The organism is Streptomyces sp. AN091965 (genome assembly GCF_022698285.1).
Classification (GTDB): Bacteria; Actinomycetota; Actinomycetes; order Streptomycetales; family Streptomycetaceae; genus Streptomyces.
This window is the reverse complement of the sequence record NZ_JALDMY010000001.1, coordinates 8320199-8346401: the sequence shown is the minus strand read 5'-3', so window position 1 is coordinate 8346401 and position 26203 is coordinate 8320199. Positions and strand designations below refer to the sequence as shown.

Genomic DNA, 26203 nt, shown 5'->3' with positions numbered 1-26203 from the left:
CCGGGCGTCTCAGGCCAGGCGCAGCGGTAGTTCCGCGACCCGGGTGAAGCCGGGCCGCAGGGCCCACGGGATCTCCTCGCGCCGCACGGCGAGGGACAGGTCGGGGAACCGGTCGAACAGCGCCTGGAGCGCCACCTCGGCCTCCAGATACGCCAGCGGCGCGCCCAGGCAGTGGTGCGCGCCCATCCCGAAGCCGACGTGGCTCGCCGCGCCCCTGTGCACGTCGAGGCGCTCGGGGTCCGGGTACTTGCGCGGGTCGGTGTTCGCGGCCAGGAGCAGCGGAGTGACCGCCGAGCCCGCCGGGATGCGCACGCCGCTCAGCTCCATCTCCTGCGCCGCGTAGCGGGGCTGCGCGAACTGGGAGGGACCCAGGCGCATGAGTTCCCGCACGGCGGGCTGCCAGCGGGAGGGGTCCTCGCGCAGCAAGGCCAGCTGGTCCGGGTTCTCCAGGAGGGCGAGCACCGAGTTGCCGAGGAGATACGTCGTCGACTCGTGCCCGGCGGTCACCATGGTGAAGACGAGGGTGACCATCTCCCGGTCGGAGAGGCGGTCACCGTCGTCCTCCTGGGCCTGGACGAGCGCCGAGATCAGGTCGTCGCGCGGCTCGGCGCGGCGGCGTTCGATCACGTCCGTGACGTGAGCGGCGCACTCGCGCAGGATGGTCGGGAGGTGCTCGACCTGCATCAGGGACAGCACGCGCCCCCAGCGCGACCACTGCGGGCGGTCCGCCTCGTCGATGCCGACCAGCTCACAGATCACGGCGATGGGCACCGGGTAGCAGAACGACTCCACGAGGTCGACGGGCGTGCCGTCGCGGCCCGCGTCGGCCATGGCGTCGAGCAGCCGCGCGGTGAGCTGCTCGATGCGCGGGCGCATCTCGGCGACCCGTCGCGCGGTGAACGCGCGGGAGACCAGCTTGCGCAGCCGGGCGTGCGGGGCGCCGTCGAGGTTCATCATCGCCTTGGCGATGAGGTCCTCCACGTCGGACGGGATGTTGAGCTGCTTCAGGATCGCGTGCTCGCCGTCCGGGTCGCCGCTCCGCACGGACGACGGATCGGTGACGAACCGCGGGTCGGTGAGGACCAGGCGCACGTCGTCGTAGCCGGTGACGAGCCACATCGGTGACCCCAGGACCGTGCCCGCGAGGACCGGCGCCTGTTCCCGCATCCGCGCGTACTTCGCGAAGGGGTCGGCCGTCAGGTCCGGCGAGAGCAGGTCGATCGGCTGGGTCGTGTTCTCGGTGGTGGCTGTCATGGGTCTACCCCTTCTGCGTCAAGGAAAATGGACCGACCGACCCACCACCGTGAGACAGGAACACGGGACGGGCATTGCCGTGCGAGGCGGTGAAGTCCGACGGCCCCTTTTCTCCCGTACGCCGTCGCGCCGCGGCGCATTTTGTGCCGACGCCTCGATACAGTCCGGCTCTTCGGGACGATAGGTCAGCCACGGCTGATTGAGCATCCCTCGACCTGATAAGGAATCCCTCGCTGTTTTCCTGGTTTTAGGGACCGTGGTCTTAGGGACCGTGGTCTTAGGGACCGTGGTCTTAGGGACCGTGGTCTTAGGGACCGGTTCTATGGGTGCGGGAATGGGCGGCGCGCGAGCAGACGGGCCAGGGACACCGCGCCGTGCAGCGAGGACAGGCCGCCGAGGGCGGCCTCCTCCACGGGCAGCGGGGGCCTGCCGGGGCGGGCCAGCTCCGTGACGTGATCGGCGACGAGCCCGGCGAACCCGGGGATGCCGTTCGCGAAGCCGCCGCCGACACGGACGAGGCGCGGCTGGAGCAGCTCCTGGACGCCCACCGCGGCGGCGGCCAGGGCCCGGCAGGTCCTGCGCAGCGCGGTGACGGCCCAGGGCCGCCCGTCGCCCCAGGCCTTGACCAGGTCGTCGAAGGCGGCCGTGCTCCCCCGCTGTCTGCTCGCGCGGCGCAGCGTCGCCGGGCCCGAGGCCACGGCCTGGAGGCACCCCCGGCGGCCGCAGCCGCACCGCGGGCCGCCCAGCTCGACGACCATGTGCCCGACCTCGAAGGAGCCCCGGCCCGGGCCGGGGCACGGCTCGCCCCCCAGGACGAGCCCGCCGCCGACGCCCGTACCGACGCCGAGGTAGAGCAGGTCGTCGCAGCCCGAGGACCGGGACTCCGCGAGCGCGCCGAGGTCGCCGTCGTCCGCCCAGGCGACGGCCGCCCCGGGGAACAGCGGGCGCAGGGCCGCGCCCAGGTCCGTGCCGGTCCACTCCGGCCGGCTCGGCCAGGCGGTGACGCGCTCGGCCGGTCCGACCGTGGCGGGCATGGCGATGCCCACCGCCCGGAAGGGGACACCGAGGTCCGCCCGTAACGCGGCGATCCGCGCGGCGAGTTGGCCGAGGTCGCGGGCGGCACTGTGGCGCGGAGGCCACGAGAACGCCCTTTCGTGGACGCACTGGTCGCCGGTCTCCACCCGGAGGGCGACCTTGGTGCCGCCGATGTCGACGCCCAGGTACGAGGCGCCCTCCTCACCGTCGCCCATGCCGTTCCCCCGCCTCAGGCGCCGGGCACGGGCGGGCACAGGTCCAGCAGGTCGGCCGGGCGGTGCAGGACGGCGTCCGGCCGGGCGGCGAGCAGCTCGTCCGCGTCGTCGACGGCCCACAGCGCGGCGACCGAGGTCACTCCCGCACCCTGGGCGCTGGCGAGGTCGGTCGGTGCGTCACCGACCATGACGGCCTCGTCGGCGGTCACGCCCAGAAGGCGCAGGGCGTGCTCCACGATGTCCGGCGCGGGCTTGGGCCGGGGCACCTCGTCCGAGCCGAGGACATGGGCGAAGAACGGGAGCAGGCCCAGCTGTTCGAGGAGGGAGCGCGCCCGCGGCCCGCTCTTGCCGGTGGCCACCGCGAGCTTGAGGCCGCGTACGCGCAGCGTCAGGAGCAGCTCGACGACACCCTCGAAGACCGGCACCTTGGGGGCGAGACGATAGCTCTCGCGGACGAACGGCTCCTCCATCTCCAGGGGCAGGCCCATGATCCGCATGATGTCCGGGAAGTAGCGGCCCAGGTGGCGCCGGTACTCGTCGAAGGGCGCCGGGCCCTCGCCGACGACCTCCTTGTAGGCGGTCGCGAACGCCTCGTACATCACCGCGAAGCTGTCGACGATGACGCCGTCCAGGTCGAAGACCACGGCGCGCCTGACGGGCACGAGCGTGTCCGTCGCGGTCGCCGTCGGCCCCGCCCCCGCACGTATCTCGTCCACTGCGTCGGCCGGCTCTCCCGAAGCCGCTGGTGTCACTGGCTCTCCCCCGTCCACCGCCCCGCGGGCACGCCGTCGCGCGGGTGCGCGGAGCGGGCCGAGGCGTAGAAGTCCTCGATGACGCGGACCGTCGTGCGGGCCTCGCCGATGGCCCGGCCGCGGCTGCCCGGTTCCTTCAGGACGGCGGCGAGGCCGTCCAGCTGCCGCCGGTACTCGTCGCCGATCGGCTCGTCCGGCACCGGGACCCGCGTGGTGGTGCCTTCGCGCGTCAGCGTCAGGACGGGCTCGGGGGCGCGATGGGGGCTGAAGCCGAAGGTGCAGCGCAGCTCGGCGGTGCCCGCGCTGCCCGCGAGCTGGATCCGGGTGACGTCCAGGGCCTCGTGCGACGCCCAGCCTGCGCGCAGCCCCACGGAGATCCCGTCGGCGCGGACGAGGAAGCCCCGTGCGGTGTCCTCGACGTCGCCGGCGGCCTCGGCGCCGGTCCTGTCGCGCCGCCAGGCCGCACCCCAGGCCGGGGCGTTGACGAAGTCGCTCGACGTCACGCCGACGACCTGGGTGAAGGGGGCCGGGCCGAGCAGTGCGGCGAGCGTGTCGAACAGGTGCCAGCCGAGGTCGAAGAGGACCCCGCCGCCCGCCTCGCCGCGCCGGGTGAACCAGCCGCCCGCCCTCGGCACGCCGCGCGCCCTGACCCAGGAGAGCTCGGCGTGCCGGACGTGTCCGAGGTCCGGCACCAGGGCCGCGAGGGCCGCCACGTCGCCGCGGTGGGGGGCCGCGCTGCCCGCGAGGAGGGTGGCCCCGCCCGCGCGTTCGGCGGCGGCCAGGGTATCGGCCTCGACGGTGGTCAGGCACACCGGCTTCTCCAGGAAGACGGAGACGCCCCTGCCGAGGAGGGCTCCGGCCACCTCGGCGTGCAGATGGTTGGGTACGGCGACGACGGCGAGGTCGACGTCCGCCGCGGTGAGCGCGTCCGCCGCCGGGTGCACGGGCACGCCCGGCAGGGCATCGAACGCCGCGCGCGCCACGGCTTCGGTGTCGACCACGGCCACCACGTCGAAGTCGGCGTGCGCCCGCAGCCGGGGCGCCCAGAGCTCCCGGCCCGCCCAGCCGAGCCCGACGACGGCCGTCCTGACGCTCATATGGCGGCCACAGCGTCCGCGACGATCGCGGCGGTCTCGTGCAGGGCCCGCTCGTCGGCGAGCAGCACCCGGTGGTGGAGCCAGACGCAGTCCTGGCTGATGGCCTCGGTTCGGGGGCAGCGCTCGGCGACCTCGTCGGGGGTCTCGTCGGGCGCGCCGAACTCCCAGAAGGCGGCGGTGCGGTAGATCGCGCGGAAGCCCGCGAACGCCGGGACGCCCGCCTCGACGAGCCGGTCGACGAGGGCGTTGCGCCCCTCCTCGCCGATGCCGGGGACGCGGAACATCGCCATGTAGTGGGAGGGGAAGTCGGTGCGCTCGTCGCCGCGCTGCGGGGTCACTTGGTCGATCGCGCCGAGGAGCCCGGACAGCAGCGCCCAGCGCTGCTGACGGGTGGTCACCTGCTGGTCGAGGCGGCCGAGCTGGGCCCGGAGCACCGCCGCCGAGAACTCGTTGAGCCGCAGATTGGATCCGGCGATCTCGTGCAGGTACCTGCGGTCGGTGCGGGGCCGCCCGCAGCTGTGCCGCAGGAACGCGGTCTCGTACAGCTCCGTGTCGGGGAACAGGACGGCGCCGCCCTCACCGGCGGTCATCAGCTTGCCGTTCTGGAAGCTGAACGCGGCCACGGAGCCGAGTTCGCCGACGCGCTTCCCGCGCCAGCGGGCGCCGTGGGCGTGCGCGGCGTCCTGGAGCAGCGGCACGCCCGTGTCGGCGGAGAGCTTGGCGAGGGCGTCCATGTCGGCCATGAAGCCCGCCATGTGCACGGGCATGATCACCCGGGTCCTGGGGGTCACGGCGGCGGCGGTCGCCGCCACGTCGATGGAGTACGTGTCCTCGTCGACGTCCACCGGCACGGCGACCGCGCCGAGGCGCTGCGCCGCCTGGGAGGAGGAGATGAAGGTGAAGGCCGGGACGATGACCTCGGTGCCGGGGCCGACGCCCATGCACTGGAGGGCGAGTTCGAGGGCGTGCGTGCCGTTCGTGACCGCGAGGGCGTGGGGGGCGCCGTGGTGCTCGGCGAACTCCCGCTCGAAGGAGTCGACTTCACTGCCGCCCATCCGCCACCACTGGCCCTGTTCGAGGGCGCGGACGAGCCCGTCCCGCTCCTGCACGTCGTACTGCGGCCACGCGGGGTACTCCGGCGCCTGTCGCACGTTCATGTGTCTCCAACCGTGGATGGGCTCGACGCGGGGCGCGGGGCGGTCGGGGCCGCGTGCCGTGGAGGGGGACGCGGGCGCACGGGGGCACTCGGCGTCGAGATCGCGGACGTCGCGCGCACTCCGCCCCGTGCGGCGTCACGCGTCGGAAGAAAAGCTGACCAACAGGTCCAAAGTAGAGGCCCGGCGGCGCCCCCGCATCCCTCGGTCAGGTAGTCGGCGCCGTCGCTAGGCGAGGCCGAAGAAGGCCTGATAGGCGTCCAGTTGGCCCTCCAGCATGTGGATGCCGTGATGGACGGGGTGTCCCAGGGCGGCCGCCTCGCGCAGGAGCCGCGTCTCGCGGGGCTTCATGACGATGTCGGCCACCACGCCGCCCGGCCGCAGGGAGTCCGGCGGGAAGGGCAGCGGATCGTCGGGGCGCAGTCCGAGCGGGGTGGCGTTCACGGCGATGTCGGCGCCCCGCGGGTGCGGTCCGGTCAGCGCGTGGACCCGGCCGGGCCAGTGCGCGTCGAGGCGGGCGACGAGGGCGCCGAGCCGCGCGGTGTCCGTGTCGTACGCGGAGAGGCGGTCGACGCCCGCAGCGAGGAGGGCCGCGGCGATGGCGCTGCCCGCACCGCCCGTCCCGACGAGCGCCACGTGGGTGCCCTTGGGTTCGTGCCCGGCGGCAACGAGTCCCGTCACGAAGCCCGAGCCGTCGAAGTTCTCCGCGAGCCAGCCGCCATCTGCCTCCCGGCGCAGCACGTTGGCGCTGCCGACGATGTCCACGGTCGGGCCGCGCCGGTCGGCGAGCGCGCGCACGGCCGCCTTGTGCGGGACGGTGACGAACATGCCGTCGAGGTTGTCGATCCGCCGCAGGCCGCGTACGACGGCTTCGAGGTGCGGCGGCCGGGCGTGCACCGGCACGAGCACCGCGTCCCGGCCGAGGCGCGCGAAGAGCGGGTTCATCAGGGCGGGCGACTGGACCTGGGCGACGGGGTCGCCCAGGACGGCGTACAGCCGGGTGGTGCCCGTGATGGGCGTGGCGGGAGGGTGTCCGGGGGCGGCAGAGTGTCCCTCGGCGGAAGGGTGTTCCTCGGCGGGCGGGTGCTCCTTGGCGGGCGGGTGCTCCTTGGCGGGGAGGTGTCCGGTCATCGCAGTCTCACCTTTCTGTCCGTGACACCGGTCGCCGCCAGCTCCGCGACGGCGGCGGCGAGTTCCATCGACTGCTCCGCGTTGAGGCGCGGGTCGCAGGCCGTGCGGTAGCGGGCGGGCAGGTCGGCCTCGGTGAGGCCGCGAGGGCCGCCGAGGCACTCCGTGACGTCGTCACCGGTGAGCTCGACGTGCAGGCCGCCGGGGTGGGTGCCGAGGCGCCGGTGCACCTCGAAGAACCCGCGGATCTCGTCGACGACGTGCCGGAGCGCGCGGGTCTTGTGGCCGCCTGCCGACGTGTACGTGTTGCCGTGCATCGGGTCGCACTGCCAGACCACCTGGTGTCCGGAGGCGGTGACCTTCTCCACGATCGCGGGCAGGACGGCGCGGACCCGGGTGTGCCCCATGCGGCTGATCAGTGTGAGGCGTCCCGGTTCGCCGTGCGGGTCGAGCCTGCGCACGTAGGCGAGGGCCTGCTCCGGGGTGGTGCGGGGGCCGAGCTTGAGGCCGATCGGGTTGGACAGGAGCTCCGCGAACGCGATGTGCGCGCCGTCGAGGTCGCGGGTGCGCTCGCCGACCCACAGGAAGTGCCCGAGGCCGCTGGCGAGCCGGGGCTCGGGGCCGCTGAGGTCCGCCCGCAGCGAGGTCCGCTCGTAGTCGAGCACGAGCGCCTCGTGGCTGACGTAGAGGTCGTCGTCGGGCCGTGCCCGCGTGCCGGTCCTGAAGTCCCGGACCACGGCCATGGCGTCGGCGGCGTCGGCGCGGGCCCGCAGCATCCGGGAGGGGTCCGGGGTGCGGGCCGCGGGCGTGGGCTCGATCGAGTTGACCAGGTCGCCGCGGTAGACGGGAAGGCCCCGCGCGTCCAGGGGCCGGGAGCGCGGCTTGGCGTACTGCCCGGCCATCCGGGCGACCGTGACGACGGGCCGTCCCGCGCGGCGGGCGAGCACCGCGGCCATGTCGGTGAGCAGGCCCAGGTTGGCCCGCTGGTGGGCCTCGGTGTTCTCGGCGAAGGCTTCGGCGCAGTCACCGCCCTGGAGCAGGAACGCCTCGCCGCGCGCGACCGCGGCGAGCCGCTCCGCCAGGCGCGCGGTCTCGGCGGGGGTCACGAGCGGCTCGGCCCGGCTCAGGGCCGCCACGACGGCCCGCGCCCGCTCCGGGTCCGGCCAGTCCGGCTGCTGTGCGACCGGCCTGGCCAGGGCCGCCGCGAGGCGGTCGGCCAGGAGGCGGTGCACGGGTCCGGCGGCGTCGGGTTCCGCTGCGGGCCGGGGCGGGCGGCTCATGTCCGGGCCGCTTCGGTCGCGGGAACCCCGGGCCCGGCGGCGCCGACGAGATCGGCGAGGGGCGCCCGGGGCATCCCTTCCAGGACGCGGGCGACGACCTCCTGCGGCACGTCGCTCACCAGCTCGGCGCCGTCGGGGCCGTCCAGGGCGAAGGCGAGGCCGGTGAGCGCCTTCTTGTCGTGCCGCATCAGCCGCAGCAGGGCGGCGGGGTCGGCCTCGGCGGGCAGCGCGGCGGGCAGCCCGTAGTACTGGACGACGTCCTGGTGTTCCGCCACCCGGGCCGGGCCGATCCGGCCCAGGGCACCGGCGAGGCGGCCCGCGAAGACCGTGCCGACGGCCACCGCCTCGCCGTGGCGCAGGGCGTAGCCGGTCTCCTTCTCCAGGGCGTGGCCCAGCGTGTGGCCGTAGTTGAGGATGTGCCGCACCCCGGTGTCCCGCTCGTCCGCCTCCACGATGCGGGCCTTGAGGGTGACGCTCGCGGTGATCTGCTCCACGAGCGGCAGTCCGCGCAGGTCGGCCGCGCCGATGAAGTGACAGCGGGCGATCTCTCCGAGCCCGTTCAGGAGTTCCCTGCGCGGCAGGGTCGCGAGGTAGTCGGTGTCGCACAGCACCGCACTGGGCTGCCAGTAGGCCCCGACGAGGTTCTTCCCGGCCGACAGGTTCACCGCCGTCTTGCCGCCGACGCTGGCGTCGACCTGGGCGAGCAGCGTGGTGGGCAGGTGCACCACGGGCACACCCCGGTGGTACAGCGCGGCCGCGAGGCCGACCACGTCGGTGGTCGTCCCGCCGCCGCAGGACACGACGACGTCGGACCGGGTGAGTCCGCACCGTACGAACTCGCCGCACAGCGCCTCCACCGTGGCGAGGGTCTTGTCCCGCTCGCCGTCGCGGGCCGGCAGCAGCAGCGTCTCGACGCCGGTGTCGGGCACCCACTCGCGCGGGCGTGCCGACACGACGACGGCCCGCCCGGCGCCGAGGCGCCGGACCACGTCGGTGAGCGACGCGCGTACCCCCGGGCCGATCAGCACGTCGTACGCGTGGTCGGTGAGGCGCAGCGGTACGGAAGCCATCTTGTCCCCCTTCGGGGCGCCGCGCGGGTGGTGCGCGCGGCGCGAGGTCAGCTGAGTTCGCCGGACAGAATGCGGAAGACCAGGTCGCGGTGCTCGTCGTCGTCCTTGATCGTGCGGACCTCCTCGCGGCCGCCGCGGACCGTCAGACAGCGCCGCCCCTTCAGGACGACCTGGCCGTCGTCGAAGGTGCGCCCGCACAGGACGTCCAGGCCGTCGTGCGCCCCGGTGGCCGCCTCGATCTCCGCGAAGATGCGGTCCGTTCCGCGCGCGATCGGGCACGCGTCGGGCGCGGGGGCGGTGACCGCGTACTCCCGGTTGAGGTGCTCCTCCAGTTCCTTCCAGTCGCTCCACTGCCGGGGCTTGGTCGTGAAGGTGTAGACGACGCTCCACCGGCTGACCCGCCCCCGGCGCTGGAGGGCGAACCCGGACGCGTTCTCGACCAGGCGGTACTGGCATCCGTACTGGGTCTGCACCGTGCCGGTGATCCGCAGCGGCTCGATGTAGTGGGGCCCCGGGTAGCCGACGTCGACGAGCCACTCCTCGCCGTCCAGGGCGACCCGGCTGAACATGTGCTCCACGTCGAGCCCGAAGTTCTCGCGGCCTTCGGCGGTGCTGGCCGCCAGCAGCGTGACGTCGTAGCCGAGTTCACCGAGCAGCCGGTGGAAGAGCCGGGCCAGCTGGAAGCAGGTGCCGCCGTGCCCGTCGACGACGCTCGTCTCGAACAGGGCGTCCTCGTCGAGGTCGACGAGGCGGATCCCGTCGCGCAGGTCCTGGGCGGCGCCGTTGTAGGGAATCGCCATGAGGTGGCTCTTGTGCAGTTTCCGCAGCGTCGCGGCGTCCACGCCGGTCTCGCCGCCGCAGCCGATCCGCTGGAGGTAGTCGCTCACGTCGAACACGTCGTCGCCTCTTTCCATGGGTTCCGCAGGGGGATCGCTGGGTTCATACGGAGAGCGCCACCGGGGTCGCGGCCTGTTCGCCGCACATCAGCGCGTGCAGGTGCGCGGCGAGCCTTCCTGGCGTCGGGTGGTCGAAGACGAGGCCGGGGGCGAGCTTCCGCTCGGTGAGGGTGCGGAGCCGGTTGCGCAGCTCGATGGCCGTGAGGGAGTCGAAGCCGATCTCGAAGAGCCCCTGGTCGGCGTCGATGTGGTACGTCGTGCCGTGGCCGAGGACCGCCGCCACCTGGCTCCGCACCAGGTCGAGCAGCACCGTCGCCTGCTCGGCCGCGGGCAGTGCGGCGAGCCGCTCGGACAGCTGCCGGTACTCGTCACCGCCCGCCGCGTGCGCCTGTTGCCGTCCGGCGCGGACGAGGCCGCGCAGCAGGTGCGGTACCCCGCCCCCGGCCGCCGCGTCGGCGCGGACGCCCCGCAGGTCCAGCCTGGCCGGTACCAGCAGGGCCTGCCCGGAGCCCACGGCCGCGTCGAACAGCTCCATGCCCTCCGCCGGAGTCATCCCCCGCAGCCCGCCCCGGCGGCTCATCCGGCTCTTGGTGAGGTCGTCCGTGTGGGCGGCCATGCCGCTGGTCTGCTCCCACAGGCCCCAGGCCAGGGACAGGCCCGGCAGACCCGCCGCCCGCCGCTTGGCCATCAGACCGTCCAGGAAGGCGTTCGCAGCGGCGTAACTGCCACTGCCCGCCCCCATAAAGACACCGGACACGGACGAGTAGACGACGAACGCACCGAGATCCAGACCCAGTTCACGCGTCAGCCCGTCCAGGTGCCGCACCGCGTCCACCTTCGGCGCGAACACCCGCTCAAGACGCTCCGGCGTCAGCGCCCCGATCACGCCGTCGTCCGTCACGCCGGCGGTGTGCACGACGCCGGTCAGGCGGTGCTCGTCCGGTACGCCCGCCAGCAAGGCCTTCACCTGGTCGCGGTCGGACACGTCACACGCCACCACCGACACCGTCGCGCCCTCTCGGGTGAGGTCGTCCACCAGCTCCGGCACGCCCTCCGCCTCCGCTCCCCGACGACTGGCCAGCAGCAGATGCCGTACGCCGTACCGGGTGACCAGGTGCCGGGCCGCGAGGGCGCCGAGGGATCCGGCGCCCGAGATCAGGACGGTCCCCTCCGGGCCGAACACCGGTGACGCGTCAGGGACTTGGCCGGTGGCGCGGGCGAGGCGAGGGACGGAGAGGACCGTGCCGCGCACGGCGACCTGCGGCTCGCCGCTGGCGAGGACCGCGCCCAGGACGGACTCCGCGCCGGTATCCGCGTTGACATCGGCGTCTCCATCGGCGTCGACATCCAGCAGGACGATACGGTCCGGATGCTCGGCCTGCGCGGCCCGCACCAGGCCCCACACGGCCGCCCCTGCCGGATCCCGCACGGTGTCCTCGCCCCCGGCGGGCACCGCGCCCCGGGTGACCACCAGCAGCCGCGACTCTTCCAGCCCGGTCCCGGCCAGCCAGCACTGCACGACGTCGAGCACCCGGGAGGTCAGGGACAGCGCGGCGTCCTCCTCGTCGCCGCCGACGGCGTCCATGACCGCCAGCTCGGGGGCCGCCGCGCCCGACTCCACGTCGTCGGCCAGCGTCGCCACCTCCTCCGCCGTGGCCACCGCCACGCACGACGGCGAGGTCCGCGCCTGTCGCATCGGGGGCAGCTCCGTCCACTCCACCCGGAACAGCGAGTCGGCCCGTGCCGTGTCCGACGCCGTCTCCAGCTGCTCGGCGGACACCACCCGGCCGACCAGCGAGTCCAACGTCACGACCAGGCCACCGGCCTCGTCCACAGCCTCCAGCGACAGGGCGTCGCGCTCGGGCTTCGCCACGCGGACCCGCAGGGCCGAGGCGCCCGCCGCGTGCAGTGCGAGCCCGTTCCAGGCGAAGGGCAGCCGCAGTTCGAGGCCGTCCGCTGCGCCGTCACCGGCGGCCGCCGTGACCGCCGCCACGGCGTTCAGCATGGTCGAGTGCAGGGCCGCGTCGAGAAGCGCGGGGTGGATGCCGTACCTGCCCGCTTCCTCCCGCTGCTCCTCGGGCAGGGCGACCTCGGCGAACACCTCGTCGCCACGCCGCCACACCGCGCGCACGCCCCGGAACGCCGGGCCGTACCCGTAGCCGCCCCCGGCGAGCCGACCGTAGCCGTCGCCGATGTCCACCGGTTCCGCGCCGGGCGGCGGCCAGGCCGTGAAGTCGTAGCCGCTCAGATCGCTGGGGTGCCCGATGGCGGCGAGGAGGCCGGTGGCGTGCCGCGTCCACGTGTCGGCGCCGCCGTCGTCCTCGTGCTGGGAGTACACCTCCACGGTCCGCGCGCCGGTCTCGCCCGGTCCGCCCACCGCGACCTGCACGCGCACCCCGCCGCGCCGGGGCACCACGAGCGGCGCCTCGATCACCAGCTCTTCGAGGATCCCGCACCCGGCCTCGTCACCGGCCCGCACCGCCAGCTCCACGAGCCCCGTGCCCGGGACGAGTACGACACCGCTGACCGCGTGGTCGGCCAGCCACGGGTGCGTCCGCAGGGAAAGGCGCGAGGTGAACACGAGCCCGTCCGTCTGCGGAAGGCGCACCACCGCGCCCAGCAACGGGTGACCGGCCCCGGCGAGGCCCAGCGCCGCCGCGCCCGTCGCCGACTCGGCAGGCTTGAGCCAGTAGTGCCGGTGGTCGAAGGCGTACGTCGGCAGGTCCGCACGCGAGTTCCCGGCTCCGGCGGGCAGCGCACCCGCCCACTCCACGCGCACGCCCTTGACGAACAGTTCGGCCATCGAGGCCAGCAGGCGCCGCAGTCCGCCCTCCTCGCGCCGCAGCGTGCCCGTCACCACCGCCGCGCTGTCGGCGGCATCGACGACCTCGGTGACCGGCTGGACCAGTACGGGGTGGGCACTGACCTCCACGAACACCCCGTGGCCCTGCGTGAGCAGGTCGTGGACGGCGGGACCGAACCGCACTTGCTCACGCAGGTTGCGGTACCAGTACGCGGCGTCCAGGACCCCGGCCTCCGCCACCCAGCCGCCGGTCACGGTGGAGTAGAACGGCACTGCCGGGGCCTTCGCGTCCACGCCTGCCAGTGCTTCGGCCAGCACGTCCTGGATGTCCTCGACGTGACGGGTGTGGGAGGCGTAGTCCACCGCGACCCGGCGCGTGCGGACGCCGTCCCCGGACAGGGCCTCCAGGGCCTCGTCCAAGGCTTGGGCGTCACCCGCGATCACCACGGACGAGGGCCCGTTGACGGCCGCGACCTGGATCCGATCCGCCCAGGGCCCCAGCCTCCCCAGAGCCTCCGCCTCACTCAGCGCCACCGAGGCCATCCCGCCGCGCCCGGCGAGCCGCGCCGCGATGGCCTGACTCCGCAACGCCACCACCCGCGCCGCGTCCTCCAGGGTCAGCGCCCCCGCCACACAGGCCGCCGCGATCTCCCCCTGCGAGTGACCGAGCACCGCATCCGGCCGGACCCCGACGGACTCCCACACCGCAGCCAGCCCGAGCATCACCGCGAAACTCGCGGGCTGCACCACATCCACCCGCTCAAACAGCTCGGGATCCGCCTCACCCCGTAGGACGTCGACGAGTGACCAGTCCACCCACGGCTCAAGGGCAGCCGCACACTCCCCCACCCGCTCCACGAACACCGGCGACGAGTCCAGGAGCTCACGGCCCATCCCCGCCCACTGCGCCCCCTGCCCCGGGAACACCCACACCACCTTCCCCGGCGCACCCCCACTGCCCGACACCAGATGCGGGCCGCTCTCACCCCGCTCAAGCGCCCGCAACCCGGCCAGCGCCTCCTCGCCCGAACCCGCCACCACCACCGCACGCTCACCCAGCACGGCCCGACCGGAGACCAAGGCCCCGGCCACATCCGCCAGCGAAGCGTCAGCGCCCGACTCCACGTACGACGCGAGGCGCCCGGCCTGCCCCGCCAGTGAAGCCCGGCTCCGCGCCGACACCACCAACGGCACCACACCCACAGGGACAACAGCCTCCGAGACCGGCTCCTCGGGCGCCTCCTCCAGGATCAGATGCGCGTTCGTGCCGCTGATGCCGAACGCGGACACTCCGGCCCGGCGCGGACGCCCGTCGCGCGGCCACGCGCGCGCCTCCGTCAGGAGCTCCACCGCGCCCGTCGACCAGTCGACCTCGGTCGTCGGCTCGTCCACGTGCAGGGTGGGGGGCATGACCGCGTGCCGCAGCGCCTGCACCATCTTGATCACACCCGCCACACCGGCGGCGGCCTGCGCATGGCCGATGTTCGACTTCAACGAGCCCAGCCACAGCGGCCGTTCGGGATCCCGACCCTGCCCGTACGTCGCCAGGAGCGCCTGCGCCTCGATCGGGTCGCCCAGGGTCGTGCCCGTGCCGTGACCCTCCACCACGTCCACGTCGGCCGGGGCGAGGCCCGCGTGGGCCAGGGCCTTACGGATCACACGCTGTTGGGAAGGGCCGTTCGGGGCGGTGAGGCCGTTGGACGCGCCGTCCTGGTTCACGGCGCTGCCCCGCAGCACGGCCAGGATCCGGTGCCCGCGCTCGCGCGCCGCCGACAGGCGCTCAAGGACCACCAGACCGACGCCCTCGGACCAGCCGGTGCCGTCGGCGCCCGCCGCGTAGGACTTGCAGCGCCCGTCGGTGGCCAGGCCCCGCTGCCGGGAGAACTCCACGAAGGCCCCGGGCGTCGCCATCACGGCGACGCCACCGGCCAGGGCCATCGAGCACTCGCCCTGCCGCAGCGCCTGCGCGGCCACATGCATCGCCACCAGCGACGAGGAGCACGCCGTGTCCACCGTGACCGCCGGGCCCTCGAAACCGAAGGCGTACGCCACCCGGCCCGAGGCCACGCTCGGCGCCGAGCCGGTGCCCGTATAGCCCTCCACGTCCCGAGCGTCCGCGCCCATCCCGTAGCCCTGGGTGGACACCCCGGAGAACACCCCGACATCCGTGCCCTTCAGCGCCACCGGGTCGATGCCCGCCTGCTCCAGCGCCTCCCAGGAGGTCTCCAGGAGCAGCCGCTGCTGCGGGTCCATCGCCTGCGCCTCGCGCGGGGAGATGCCGAAGAACCCGGGGTCGAAGAGGCCCGCGCCCTGGAGGAACCCACCCTGACTGGCGTACGACGTACCGGCGTTGTCGGGATCCGCGTCGAACAACCCCTCCAGGTCCCAGCCACGGTCCTCCGGGAAGCCCGACATGCCCTCGCGGCCCTCCCGTACCAGCCGCCACAAGCCCTCGGGGTCCACCACCCCGCCGGGCAGCCGGCACGCCATCCCGACGATCGCGATCGGCTCGTCCGGATCCCCGGCCACGGACGACGCGGACGGGGCCGTGGCGCCGTCCGCCGCCCCGGCCAGTTCCTCGCGCAGATAGCGGGCGAGCGCCTCCGGGGTCGGGTGGTCGAAGACGAGGGTGGCTGGGAACTTGAGAGCGGTCGCCTCGCGGAGTCGGTTGCGCAGTTCCACCGAGGTGAGGGAGTCGAACCCGGCTTCGTTGAAGGCCGTGTCCGGCCGTACGCCCCCGGGGCCCGCGTGCCCGAGGACAACCGCGGCCTGGGTACGGACGAGGTCGAGCAGCAGGGCCTCCTGTTCCGCCGCGGCGAGCCCGGCCAGGCGCCGGGACAGCTCGACGTCGCCGGAGGAGGCCCGCGCCTGCTGCCGTCCCGCCCGGACGAGACCGCGCAGCAGATGCGGGACCGCGCCGCCGGACGCCGCACCGGCGCGGGCTCCCCGCAGGTCCAGCTTGATCGGGACCAGCAACGGCTGCCCGGACGCCACCGCGGCGTCGAACAGCTCCATGCCTTCGGCGGCCGTGATGGCCAGCACGCCGCCGCGGTTCGCGCGTGCCTGGTCGACGTCGTCGAGGTGCGCGGTCATGCCCGCGGTCTGTTCCCACAGGCCCCAGGCGAGGGAGAGCCCGGGCAGGCCCGCCGCGCGCCGTCGCGCCATCAGACCGTCGAGGTAGGCGTTGGCCGCCGCGTAGTTGCCCTGGCCCGCCGATCCGAACACGCCCGCCGCCGAGGAGTAGACGATGAACGCGTCGAGGTCGAGGCCCCGGGTCAGCTCGTCGAGGTGCCGCACCGCGTCCACCTTCGGCGCGAACACCCCCGCGAGGCGCTCCGGGGTCAGCGCCCCGATGACCCCGTCGTCCAGCACGCCCGCGGTGTGCACGACGCCGCCCAGCCGGTGTTCGTCGGGTACGGACGCCAGCAGGTCACGGACCTGCTCGCGGTCGGAGACGTCGCACGCCACGACCGATACGGTCGCCCCCTGCTCGGCGAGTTCCGCCACCAGCTCCGGTACGCCCTCGGCGTCCGCGCCCCGGCGACTGGCAAGCAGAAGGTGCCGTACACCGTGCCGGGCGACCAGATGGCGGGCCACCAGGCCCCCCAGGGAACCTGTTCCACCAGTGAGTAGAACGCTCTTTCCAGAGCCGAATGTGTTCCCCGCCCCCGGCACCCGACCGGCGACACGGACAAGCCTGGGCACGCAGTACCTCGTTCCACGCACCGCGACCTGCGGCTCGTCACTGGCGAGGGCCACGCCGAGCACCACGTCCAAAGAGCCGTCCGCCATGGTGTCGGTATCCAGCAGAACGAAACGGTCCGGATTCTCCGCCTGGGCCGCACGCACCAGACCCCACACAGCCGCCCCCGCCGGGTCACTCACCACACCCGAACCCGCGGGCACCGCCCCCCGGGTCACGACGGCGAGGCGGGACTCCTCAAGGGCGGCCTCGGCCAGCCAGGCCTGGACGACCTCCAACACCCGTGTCGTCAGGGCGAGTACCGCTTCCTCACCGTGGCCGCCGACGGCTTCCAGGACGGCCACCGGGGGGACGTCGGCACGCGCGGCCAGGGCCGCCACCTCGTCGGCGGTGGCCACCGGCACCCACTGCTGCGACTCTGCCTGCGGTGGGGGCAGCTCGGTCCAGTCCACGCCGAACAGCGCGGTGGCGGCCGCCGTGTCGGCCGCGCTCTCCAACTGGCCCTCGGTCACCGGCCGGGACACGAGCGAGTCCATCGTCACGACGGGGCCGCCGGTCTCGTCCGCCGCCGTGAGGGACACGGCGCCGGGGCCGCCGGGGGCCAGGCGCACCCGCAGTGCCGAGGCGCCGACGGCGTGCAGCACGAAGCCGTTCCACGCGAACGGCAGCACGGGCCGCGCGGGTTCCTCCCCCGTCGGGTCCGCCGTGGCGGCGAGCATCCCGGCGTGCAGGGCCGCGTCGAGGAGGGCGGGGTGGATGCCGAACCTGTCGGCCTCCTTGCGCTGCTCCTCGGGCAGGGCGACCTCGGCGAAGAGCTCGTCGCCGCGCCGCCACACCGTCCGCAGGCCGCGGAAGGCCGGGCCGTAGCCGTAGCCGCGTTCGGCCAGGTCGTCGTAGAAGTCGCCGGGGCGCACGTCCACCGGGCGCGCGCCGGGCGGCGGCCAGGCCGTGAAGTCGAAGCGGCCTCGGTCCCTGGGGCGGGCGGTGGCCGACAGGAGGCCCGCGGCGTGTCGGGTCCAGGTGTCCGCGGCGCCGTCGTCCTCGCGCTGGGAGTACACCTCCACGGTGCGCGTGCCCGTCTCGCCCGGGGCGCCCATCGCGACCTGCACCCGCACCGCGCCGCGCGCGGGCACCACCAAGGGGGCCTCGACGACCAGCTCTTCGAGGGCCCCGCATCCGGCCTCGTCACCGGCCCGCACCGCCAGCTCCACCAAAGCCGTGCCCGGCAGGAGGGCCACGCAGCCGACGGCGTGATCGGCCAGCCACGGGTGCGTGCGCAGCGAAAGGCGCGAGGTGAAGACCAGGCCGTCGGAGTGCGGGAGGCGCACCACCGCGCCGAGCAAGGGGTGGTCCGCCGCCGTCTGTCCCAGGGAGGCGGCGTCCGTGGCCGACGTGCCGGCCTGGAGCCAGTAGTGCTGGTGGTCGAAGGCGTACGTCGGCAGGTCCACGTGCCGGGCGGCGGCCCCGGCGGGCAGCGTCGCGGCCCAGTCCACGGCCACACCTCGTACGAACAGCTCGGCCATCGAGGCCAGCAGCGTCGCCGCCTCCGGGCGGCCTTCGCGCAGAGCGGCGACGCACGTCACCTCGGTGGTCGTGGCGGTGGCCGTCTCCTCGACCAGGCCGGTCAGGGCCGCGCCGGGTCCCAGCTCCACGAACAGGGCACCGCCGAACTCCGCGGCGGCCGCGACGCCCTCGGCGAACCGCACCGGTCGGCGCACGTGTTCGGCCCAGTAGCGCGGGTCGGCGAGCTCGTCGGGCCCGGCGAGCCGCCCGGTCACGTTCGAGACCACCGGGATCACGGGCCGCCGCCACGTCACGTCGGCGAGCTCCGCGGTGAAGTCGGCCAGCATCGGTTCCATCCGCAGCGAGTGGAACGCGTGCGACACCGCGAGGCGCTTCGTCTTGTGGCCCCGCTCCCGCAACAGGCCAGCCACCGCGAGGACCGCGTCCTCGTCGCCGGAGAGCACCAGCGCGGACGGGCCGTTGACCGCCGCGACCTCCACGCCCTCGCGCAGCAGCCCGGCGACCTCCTCCTCGCGCGCGGCCACCGCGACCATGGCACCGCCCGGCGGCAGCGCCTGCATGAGCCGCCCCCTGGCCGCGACCAAGCGGGCCGCGTCCGGCAGCGTGAGAGCACCCGCCACGTACGCGGCGGTGACCTCACCGATCGAGTGCCCGATCACCGCGTCCGGCCGTACGCCCCCGGACTCCACGAGGCGGGCCAGGGCGCTCTCCACGGCGAAGAGGCCCGCCTGGGTGAACACCGTCTGGTCCAGCAGGTCGGCGCTGCCCGCGACCGTGCCCAGGACCACGTCCCGTACGGGGTGGTCGACCCGTCCGGCCAGGCACGCGTCCAGCTGCTCGCAGGCCTCGTCGACGGCTTCCGCGAAGACCGGGTACCGCTCGTACAGCTCCCGGCCCGCCCCCACCCGCTGCGAGCCCTGCCCGGGGAACACCCAGACGACCTTGCCCACTTCGCCCGACCCGGTGACCCGGCCGGACACGACACCGGCTGTGCTCTCGCCCCGCGCGAGCGCGCCGAGGCCGGTCAGCGCCTCGCCGGCCGAGCGGGCGACGACCACGGCGCGCTCGTGGAGCAGCGCGCGGTCCGACAGGAGCGCCCGGGCGACGTTCACGAGGTCCACGCCGCCGGACTCACCGGACTCCCGCGACTGGAGGTACGACGTCAGCCGTGCGGCCTGGCCCGCCAGCGCCCCGGCGCCGTGCGCCGAGACCACCAGGGGCACCAGGCCGCCGGGCTCCGCCCGTTCGGGGAGCGGCTCGGCGGCGGCCGGGGGTGCTTCCTCCAGGATCAGATGCGCGTTGGTGCCGCTGATGCCGAACGAGGAGACTCCGGCCCGGCGCGGGCGGTCGTCGCGCGGCCACGCGCGCGGCTCCGTCAGGAGCTCGACCGCGCCCGTCGACCAGTCCACTTCGGTGGTGGGCTCCTGGGCGTGCAGCGTGGGCGGCATGACGCCGTGCCGGAGCGCCTGCACCATCTTGATCACACTGGCGACCCCGGCGGCGGCCTGCGTGTGTCCGATGTTCGACTTCAACGAGCCGAGCCACAGGGGCCGTCGCGGGTCGCGGCCCTGCCCGTACGTGGCGAGGAGGGCCTGGGCCTCGATCGGGTCGCCCAGGGCGGTCCCGGTGCCGTGGCCCTCCACGACGTCCACGTCCGCGGGGACGAGTCCGGCTCCGGCGAGGGCCTTGCGGATCACGCGCTCCTGCGAGGGGCCGTTGGGCGCGGTGAGGCCGTTGGAGGCGCCGTCCTGGTTGACCGCGCTGCCCCGGACGACCGCGAGGATCCGGTGGCCGCGCTCCTGTGCGACCGAGAGGCGCTCCAGGACCACCACGCCCGTGCCCTCGGCGAGGCCCATGCCGTCGGCGGCGTCGGCGTACGCCTTGCACCGGCCGTCGGAGGCCATGCCGCGCTGCCGCGAGAACGCCACGAAGGTGCCGGGCGTCGACATGACCATCGCGCCCCCGGCCAGGGCCATGGAGCACTCGCCCTGCCGTAGCGCCTGCGCGGCCAGGTGGAGGGCCACGAGCGACGAGGAGCACGCGGTGTCCACGGTGACGGCCGGGCCCTCGAAGCCGAAGACGTACGACACCCGGCCGGAGGCCACGCTTCCCGCCACGCCGGTGCCGGTGAAGCTCTCCAGCTCCGGGGCGATCGCTCCGGCACCGGCCCCGTAGCCCTGGCTGGACACGCCGGAGAACACCCCGACGTCGGTGCCCTTCAGCGACAGGGGGTCGATGCCCGCGTGCTCCAACGCCTCCCAGGAGGTCTCCAGGAGCAGCCGCTGCTGCGGGTCCATCGCCAGGGCCTCACGCGGGGAGATACCGAAGAACCCGGGGTCGAAGTGGCCCGCCCCGCGCAGGAAGCCGCCCTGGTCGGTGTAGGACGTACCGGGGTTGTCGGGGTCCGGGTCGAAGAGGCCGTCCAGCTCCCAGCCCCGGTCGTCGGGGAAGCCCGACACCGCGTCCCGCCCCTCGCGCACCAGGCGCCACAGCTCCTCCGGCCCCGTCACCCCGCCCGGCAGCCGGCAGGCCATCCCCACGATCGCCACGGGCTCGCCCGCGTGCGAGGCGCCCTGTTTCCGCAGCTGGTGCAGTTCGGTCGTGACGCGCTTGAGGTACTGGAGGAGCTTTTCGTCCGTGGCCATTGTTCAGTCCTCACGAAGGTTGGATGGAACCGCGGGGCCTCGCACCGGACCCGGACGGGACCCGGCGCGTGCCGGTCTCACACGAGCCCCAGTTCGTCGTCGATGAAGTCGAGGACTTCGTCGGCCGACGCGGATTCCAGCTGTTCCGCGACCGTGGCGGCGTCCGTCCGCCCGAGCACGCCGTTGCACCTGGCCACCAGGCCCTGCAGGCGGAGCGCGACGCTGGACTTCATGGCCGCGTCGAGGGGCAGGGCGCCGATCAGCGCCTCGACGTCCTCGATCCTCGCGTGCACGCGGGCGAGCACGTCGTCGCTCACGCCGAGGCCGTCGCGCAGGTGCCGGGCGAGGGCCAGCGGGTTCGGCTGGTCGAAGACGAGCGTGGCGGGCAGCTTCAGACCGGTCGCCTCGCGCAGCCGGTTGCGCAGCTCCACCGAGGTGAGCGAGTCGAACCCCACGTCCTTGAACGCCGTGTCCGCCCGCACACCACCCGGCCCGCTGTGCCCGAGCACGACCGCGGCCTGCGTCCGCACCAGGTCGAGCAGCAGGGCCTCCTGCTCCGCGGCGGCGAGCCCGGCCAGGCGGCGCAGCAGCTCGCCCTCGCTCGCGGCCGCCGTCCGCGCCTGCTGCCGACCCGCCGGTACGAGTCCGCGCAGCAGGGGCGGCACCCCGCCGCCGCCCGCCGCCCCGGCCCGTACGCCCTGGAGGTCCAGTTTGACCGGCACGACCAGGGACCGCCCGGATCCCACGGCGGCGTCGAAGAGTTCCATGCCCTCGGCGGGCTTGATCCCCACGACGCCGGTGCGGTTGGCGCGCCGGTTCATCCGCGTCTGGTCGGCGGAGCTGAGGTGGGTGGTCATGTTGGTGGCGTGCTCCCACGTGCCCCAGGCGAGCGAGAGGCCGGGCAGGCCCGAGGCCCGCCGATGCGCCATCAGACCGTCCAGGAACGCGTTCGCCGCCGCATAGCCACCACTGCCCGCCCCCATGAAGACGGACGAAGCCGACGAATACACGACGAACGCCTCCAGCCCCGCGCCCCGCGTCAGCTCATCCAGATGCCGCACCGCATCCACCTTCGGCGCGAACACCCCCGCCAAACGCTCCGCGGACAACGCCCCGATCACACCGGCATCGAAGACACCCGCCGTATGGACGACACCCGTCAGCGGATGTTCGTCACTGCTGACGGACGCCAACAGTGCCTTCACCTGGTCACGGTCGGACACATCACACGCCACGACCGACACCACCGCACCCCGCTCGACCAGCTCGGCGACCAACTCCCCTACACCCTCGGCATCCGCACCCCGACGACTGGCCAGCACCAGGCTCCGCACCCCGTACCGGGCGACGAGATGCCGGGCCACCAAGGCACCCAACGACCCGCCACCCGAGACGAGCACGGTCCCCATGCCCCCGAACATCGCTTCCGCACCAGGGATCACGCGGGCGAGCCGGGGCACGGTGAAGGTGGTTCCGCGCACCGCGATCTGCGGCTCACCGCCGACGAGCACCGGCCCCAGGACGGAGTCGACGCCCTCCGGGGAGCCCGGGTCGAGGTCCAGGAGGACGAGGCGGTCCGGGTTCTCGGCCTGCGCGGCCCGCACCAGACCCCAGACCGCGGCCGCCGCCGGATCGGTCAGGGCGGCATCGCCGCCGGCGGCGACCGCGCCCCGCGTCGCCACCACCAGGCGTGACTCTTCGAGATCGGCCTCGGCCAGCCACGCCTGCACGACGGTCAACACCCGGGTGGTCAGGGCGAGTACGGCGTCCTCGCCGTTGCCGCCGACGGCTTCCAGAACGGCCACCCGGGGTACGTCGGCACGCCCGGCCAGGGCCACCACCTCGTCAGCGGTGGCCACGGGCACCCAGGCCCGCGGCTCGCCCCGCAGCTGCGGCAGTTCGGTCCAGTCCACGCCGAACAGCGAGGTGGCGGCCGGCCCGGCCTCCACCTGGTCGGCGGACACCGGCCGGGACACCAGCGAGTCCATGGTCACGACCAGACCACCGGTCTCGTCGGCGGCGTGCACGGACAGCGCGTCCGGGCCGCTCGGCGCGACGCGTACGCGCAGCGCCGCAGCCCCGGCCGCGTGCAGTACCAGGCCGTTCCACGCGAACGCGAGGATCGGTTCCCCGGTGTCCTCCGCCGCCTGGTCCGCGGCGGCGGCGAACGTCCCCACTTGCAGGGCCGCGTCGAGGAGCGCGGGGTGGATGCCGTACCGGGCTGCTTCCTTGCGCTGCTCCTCGGGCAGGGCGACCTCCGCGAACACCTCGTCACCGCGCCGCCACACCGCGCGCACGCCCTGGAACGCCGGACCGTAGGCGAAGCCCCGCGCGGCCAGTCCGTCGTAGAAGTCACCCGTTTCCACGTCGACCTTCTGCGCGCCGGGCGGCGGCCAGGCGACGAAATCGAGTTCCGGCCTCTCCCCGGCTGTGGCCGAGGATGCCGTCACCTGGCCGGTGGCGTGGCGTGTCCAGGCATCGGCGCCGTCCTCGCGCTGGGAGTACACCTCCACGCTTCGCGCGCCGGTCCCGCCCGGTCCGCCCACCACGACCTGTACCCGGACCCCACCGTGCTCGGGCACCACCAGCGGAGCCTCGATCACCAGTTCTTCGAGGACTCCGCAGCCGGTCTCGTCACCGGCCCGCACCGCCAGCTCCACCAACGCCGTGCCCGGCAGGAGCACCGCCCCACCGACGGCGTGGTCGGCCAGCCAGGGGTGAGCACGGAGTGAGAGGCGGGACGTGAAGACGAAGCCGTCGGAGTGCGGAAGGCGCACGACCGCGCCAAGGAGCGGGTGATCGGCCGGGGCCTGCCCCAGCGATGCCGCGTCGGTCGGCTCCGCGCCCGGTGTGAGCCAGTAGTGCTGGTGGTCGAAGGCGTACGTCGGCAGGGGCACACGCGCGGACCCCGAAGGCAGCACACCATGCCAGTCGACAGCCACGCCGCGCACGAACACCTCGGCCATCGAGGCCAGCAGGCGCCGCAGTCCGCCCTCCTCGCGCCGCAGCGAGCCCGTCACCACCGCCGCGCTGTCGGCGGCATCGACGACCTCGGTGATCGGCTGGACCAGTACGGGGTGAGCACTGACCTCCACGAACGCGCCGTGCCCCTGTCGCAGCAGCTCGGCCACGGCGGGACCGAACCGCACCTGACCGCGCAGATTGCGGTACCAGTACCCCGCGTCCAGCGCCCCGGCCTCCTCGATCCACCCGCCGGTGACGGTCGAGTAGAACGGCACCACCGGGGCCTTCGCATCCACGCCTGCCAACGCTTCGGCGAGGGTGTCCTGGATGTCCCCTACGTGGCGGGTGTGCGAGGCGTAGTCCACCGCCACCCGGCGCGTGCGGACGCCGTCACCCGACAGGGAATCCAGCACCTCGTCCAAGGCTTGGGCGTCACCCGCGACCACCACCGACGACGGCCCGTTGACAGCGGCGACCTCCACCCGACCCACCCAGGGCCCAAGCCGCGCGGCAGCCTCCACCTCGCTCAGGGACACCGACGCCATGCCTCCGCGCCCGGCCAGCCCCGCCGCGATGGCCCGACTCCGCAACGCCACCACCCGCGCCGCGTCCTCAAGAGACAACGCCCCCGCCACACACGCGGCCGCGATCTCACCCTGCGAGTGACCAAGCACCGCATCCGGCCGAACCCCGACGGACTCCCACACCGAAGCCAGCCCGAGCATCACCGCGAAACTAGCGGGCTGCACCACATCCACCCGCTCAAACAGCTCGGGCTCAGCATCACCTCGTAGGACGTCGACGAGTGACCAGTCCACCCACGGCTCCAACGCCGCCGCGCACTCCCCCACCCGCTCCACGAACACCGGCGAAGCATCGAGAAGTTCACGCCCCATCCCGGCCCACTGCGCCCCCTGCCCCGGGAACACCCACACCACCTTCCCCGGCGCACCTGCCTTGCCCGACACCAGATGCGGGCCGCTCTCGCCGCGCGCCAACGCCCGCAGCCCGGTGAGCGCGTCCTCGGTCGAGCCCGCCACGACCACCGCGCGGTCGTCGAGAAGCGCCCGGCCGGACACCAGGGCCCCGGCCACCGTGGCCAGGGGTGCCCCATCGGCCGTCTCGATGAACGTCGCGAGACGCCCGGCCTGCCCCGCCAGGGAACCCGCGCTGCGCGCCGACACCACCAACGGCACCGCGCCCACGGGGGCCGGATCCTCCGGCACCCGCTCCTCCGGCGCCTCCTCCAGGATCAGATGCGCGTTCGTCCCGCTCACCCCGAACGAGGACACACCCGCCCGGCGCGGGCGGCCGTCGCGGGGCCACGCGCGCGCCTCCGTCAGGAGCTCGACCGCGCCCGCCGACCAGTCGACCTCGGTCGTGGGCGCCTGCACGTGCAGCGTGGGCGGCATGACGCCGTGGCGCAGCGCCTGCACCACCTTGATCACGCTGCCCACGCCCGCGGCGGCCTGCGTATGGCCGATATTCGACTTCAACGAGCCCAGCCACAGCGGCCGTTCGGGATTCCGGTCCCGTCCGTACGTCGCGAGCAGAGCCTGGGCCTCGATCGGGTCGCCCAGGGCGGTCCCGGTACCGTGGCCCTCCACCACGTCCACGTCCGTGGGAGTGAGCCCCGCCGTGTCGAGGGCCTTGCGGATCACCCGCTGCTGGGAGGGGCCGTTGGGGGCGGTCAGGCCGTTGGACGCGCCGTCCTGGTTGACCGCACTGCCGCGCAGCACCGCAAGGACCCGGTGCCCGCGTTCGCGCGCCACCGAAAGGCGCTCAAGGAGTACGACACCCGCGCCCTCGGCGAGGCCCATGCCGTCGGCGCCGTCCGCGAAGGCCTTGCACCGGCCGTCCGTGGCCAGGCCGCGCTGCCGGGAGAACGCCACGAAGTTGCCGGGTGTGGCCATCACCATCGCGCCCCCGGCCAGGGCCATGGAGCAGTCGCCGTGCCGCAGGGCCTGGGCCGCCAGGTGCATCGCTACCAGGGACGAGGAGCACGCCGTGTCCACGGTGACGGCCGGGCCCTCGAAGCCGAACACGTACGCCACCCGGCCCGAGGCCACGCTCGGCGTCGCACCCGTGCCCGCGAAGCCCTCCGACTCCGGTGTCACCACCCCGGCACCGGCCCCGTAGCCCTGGCTGGACACGCCGGAGAACACCCCGACGTCGGTGCCCTTCAGCGACAGGGGGTCGATGCCCGCGTGCTCCAACGCCTCCCAGGAGGTTTCCAGGAGCAGCCGCTGCTGCGGGTCCATCGCCAAGGCCTCACGCGGGGAGATACCGAAGAACCCCGCGTCGAACAAACCCGCCCCGCGCAGGAAACCACCCCGGCTCGTGTACGACGTACCGGCATGATCAGGGTCCGGATCGAACAACCCCTCCAAGTCCCAGCCCCGGTCCTCCGGGAAACCGGAGACCGCGTCCACCCCGTCGGCCACCAGCCTCCACAACTCGTCCGGCGACCCCACACCACCCGGATACCGGCACGCCATCGACACGACGGCGATCGGTTCCCGCGCCTGGTCCTCGACCTCGCGCAGGCGCTTGCGGGCGTCGCGGGCGTCGGCGATGGCCCTCTTGAGGTAGTCGCGGAGTTGTACCTCGTCAGCCACTGAATTCAGCTCCCAGGAATTCGACGTGTGCGATTGCTGCGGGTGGGGCTCTTCGCCCGCTGGGG

10 protein-coding genes and 1 pseudogene are annotated in these 26203 nt (G+C 74.1%); all 11 read right to left on the bottom strand.

The features are described from left to right. Nucleotides 1-9: 9 nt before the first annotated feature. On the bottom strand, nucleotides 10-1254 hold the full coding sequence (locus MQV74_RS34685) for a cytochrome P450 family protein (RefSeq protein WP_242726935.1): 1245 nt from the start codon (nucleotides 1252-1254) through the stop codon (nucleotides 10-12). A 320-nt stretch (nucleotides 1255-1574) separates the two neighbouring features. Further along, entirely contained in the window at nucleotides 1575-2504 is a 930-nt protein-coding gene (locus MQV74_RS34680; RefSeq protein WP_242726933.1) for an ROK family protein, read from the bottom strand. A gap of 14 nt (nucleotides 2505-2518) precedes the next feature. Then, nucleotides 2519-3211 carry an HAD-IA family hydrolase gene (locus MQV74_RS34675; protein ID WP_242729298.1) on the bottom strand — a complete coding sequence of 231 codons (693 nt, stop codon included), beginning with the start codon at nucleotides 3209-3211 and terminating at the stop codon, nucleotides 2519-2521. A 41-nt stretch (nucleotides 3212-3252) separates the two neighbouring features. Beyond that, nucleotides 3253-4353, bottom strand: coding sequence for a Gfo/Idh/MocA family protein (locus MQV74_RS34670; protein ID WP_242726931.1), 1101 nt, complete (start codon nucleotides 4351-4353; stop codon nucleotides 3253-3255). Beyond that, a complete protein-coding gene (rifK, locus tag MQV74_RS34665; protein ID WP_242726929.1) occupies nucleotides 4350-5510 on the bottom strand; it encodes a 3-amino-5-hydroxybenzoate synthase in 1161 nt (386 codons plus the stop codon). The genes MQV74_RS34670 and rifK overlap by 4 nt, the downstream gene beginning before the upstream one ends. Nucleotides 5511-5735: 225 nt before the next feature. Next, nucleotides 5736-6638, bottom strand: coding sequence for a shikimate dehydrogenase family protein (locus MQV74_RS34660; protein WP_242726927.1), 903 nt, complete (start codon nucleotides 6636-6638; stop codon nucleotides 5736-5738). Further along, the gene (locus tag MQV74_RS34655; RefSeq protein ID WP_242726924.1) at nucleotides 6635-7915 is read right to left on the bottom strand and encodes a 3-deoxy-7-phosphoheptulonate synthase; all 1281 of its coding nucleotides are present in this window, start codon (nucleotides 7913-7915) and stop codon (nucleotides 6635-6637) included. Before MQV74_RS34655 ends, MQV74_RS34660 begins: the two co-directional genes overlap by 4 nt. Further along, on the bottom strand, nucleotides 7912-8985 hold the full coding sequence (locus tag MQV74_RS34650) for a 3-dehydroquinate synthase family protein (protein WP_242726922.1): 1074 nt from the start codon (nucleotides 8983-8985) through the stop codon (nucleotides 7912-7914). Before MQV74_RS34650 ends, MQV74_RS34655 begins: the two co-directional genes overlap by 4 nt. 47 nt (nucleotides 8986-9032) lie before the next feature. Beyond that, entirely contained in the window at nucleotides 9033-9881 is an 849-nt protein-coding gene (locus MQV74_RS34645; protein WP_242726920.1) for an arylamine N-acetyltransferase, read from the bottom strand. Between the two features lie 43 nt (nucleotides 9882-9924). Further along, a complete protein-coding gene (locus MQV74_RS34640) occupies nucleotides 9925-20556 on the bottom strand; it encodes a type I polyketide synthase (RefSeq protein WP_242726918.1) in 10632 nt (3543 codons plus the stop codon). A 77-nt stretch (nucleotides 20557-20633) separates the two neighbouring features. After that, nucleotides 20634-26132: pseudogene (locus MQV74_RS41535) on the bottom strand (SDR family NAD(P)-dependent oxidoreductase); the annotation flags it as partial. Nucleotides 26133-26203 lie beyond the last annotated feature (71 nt).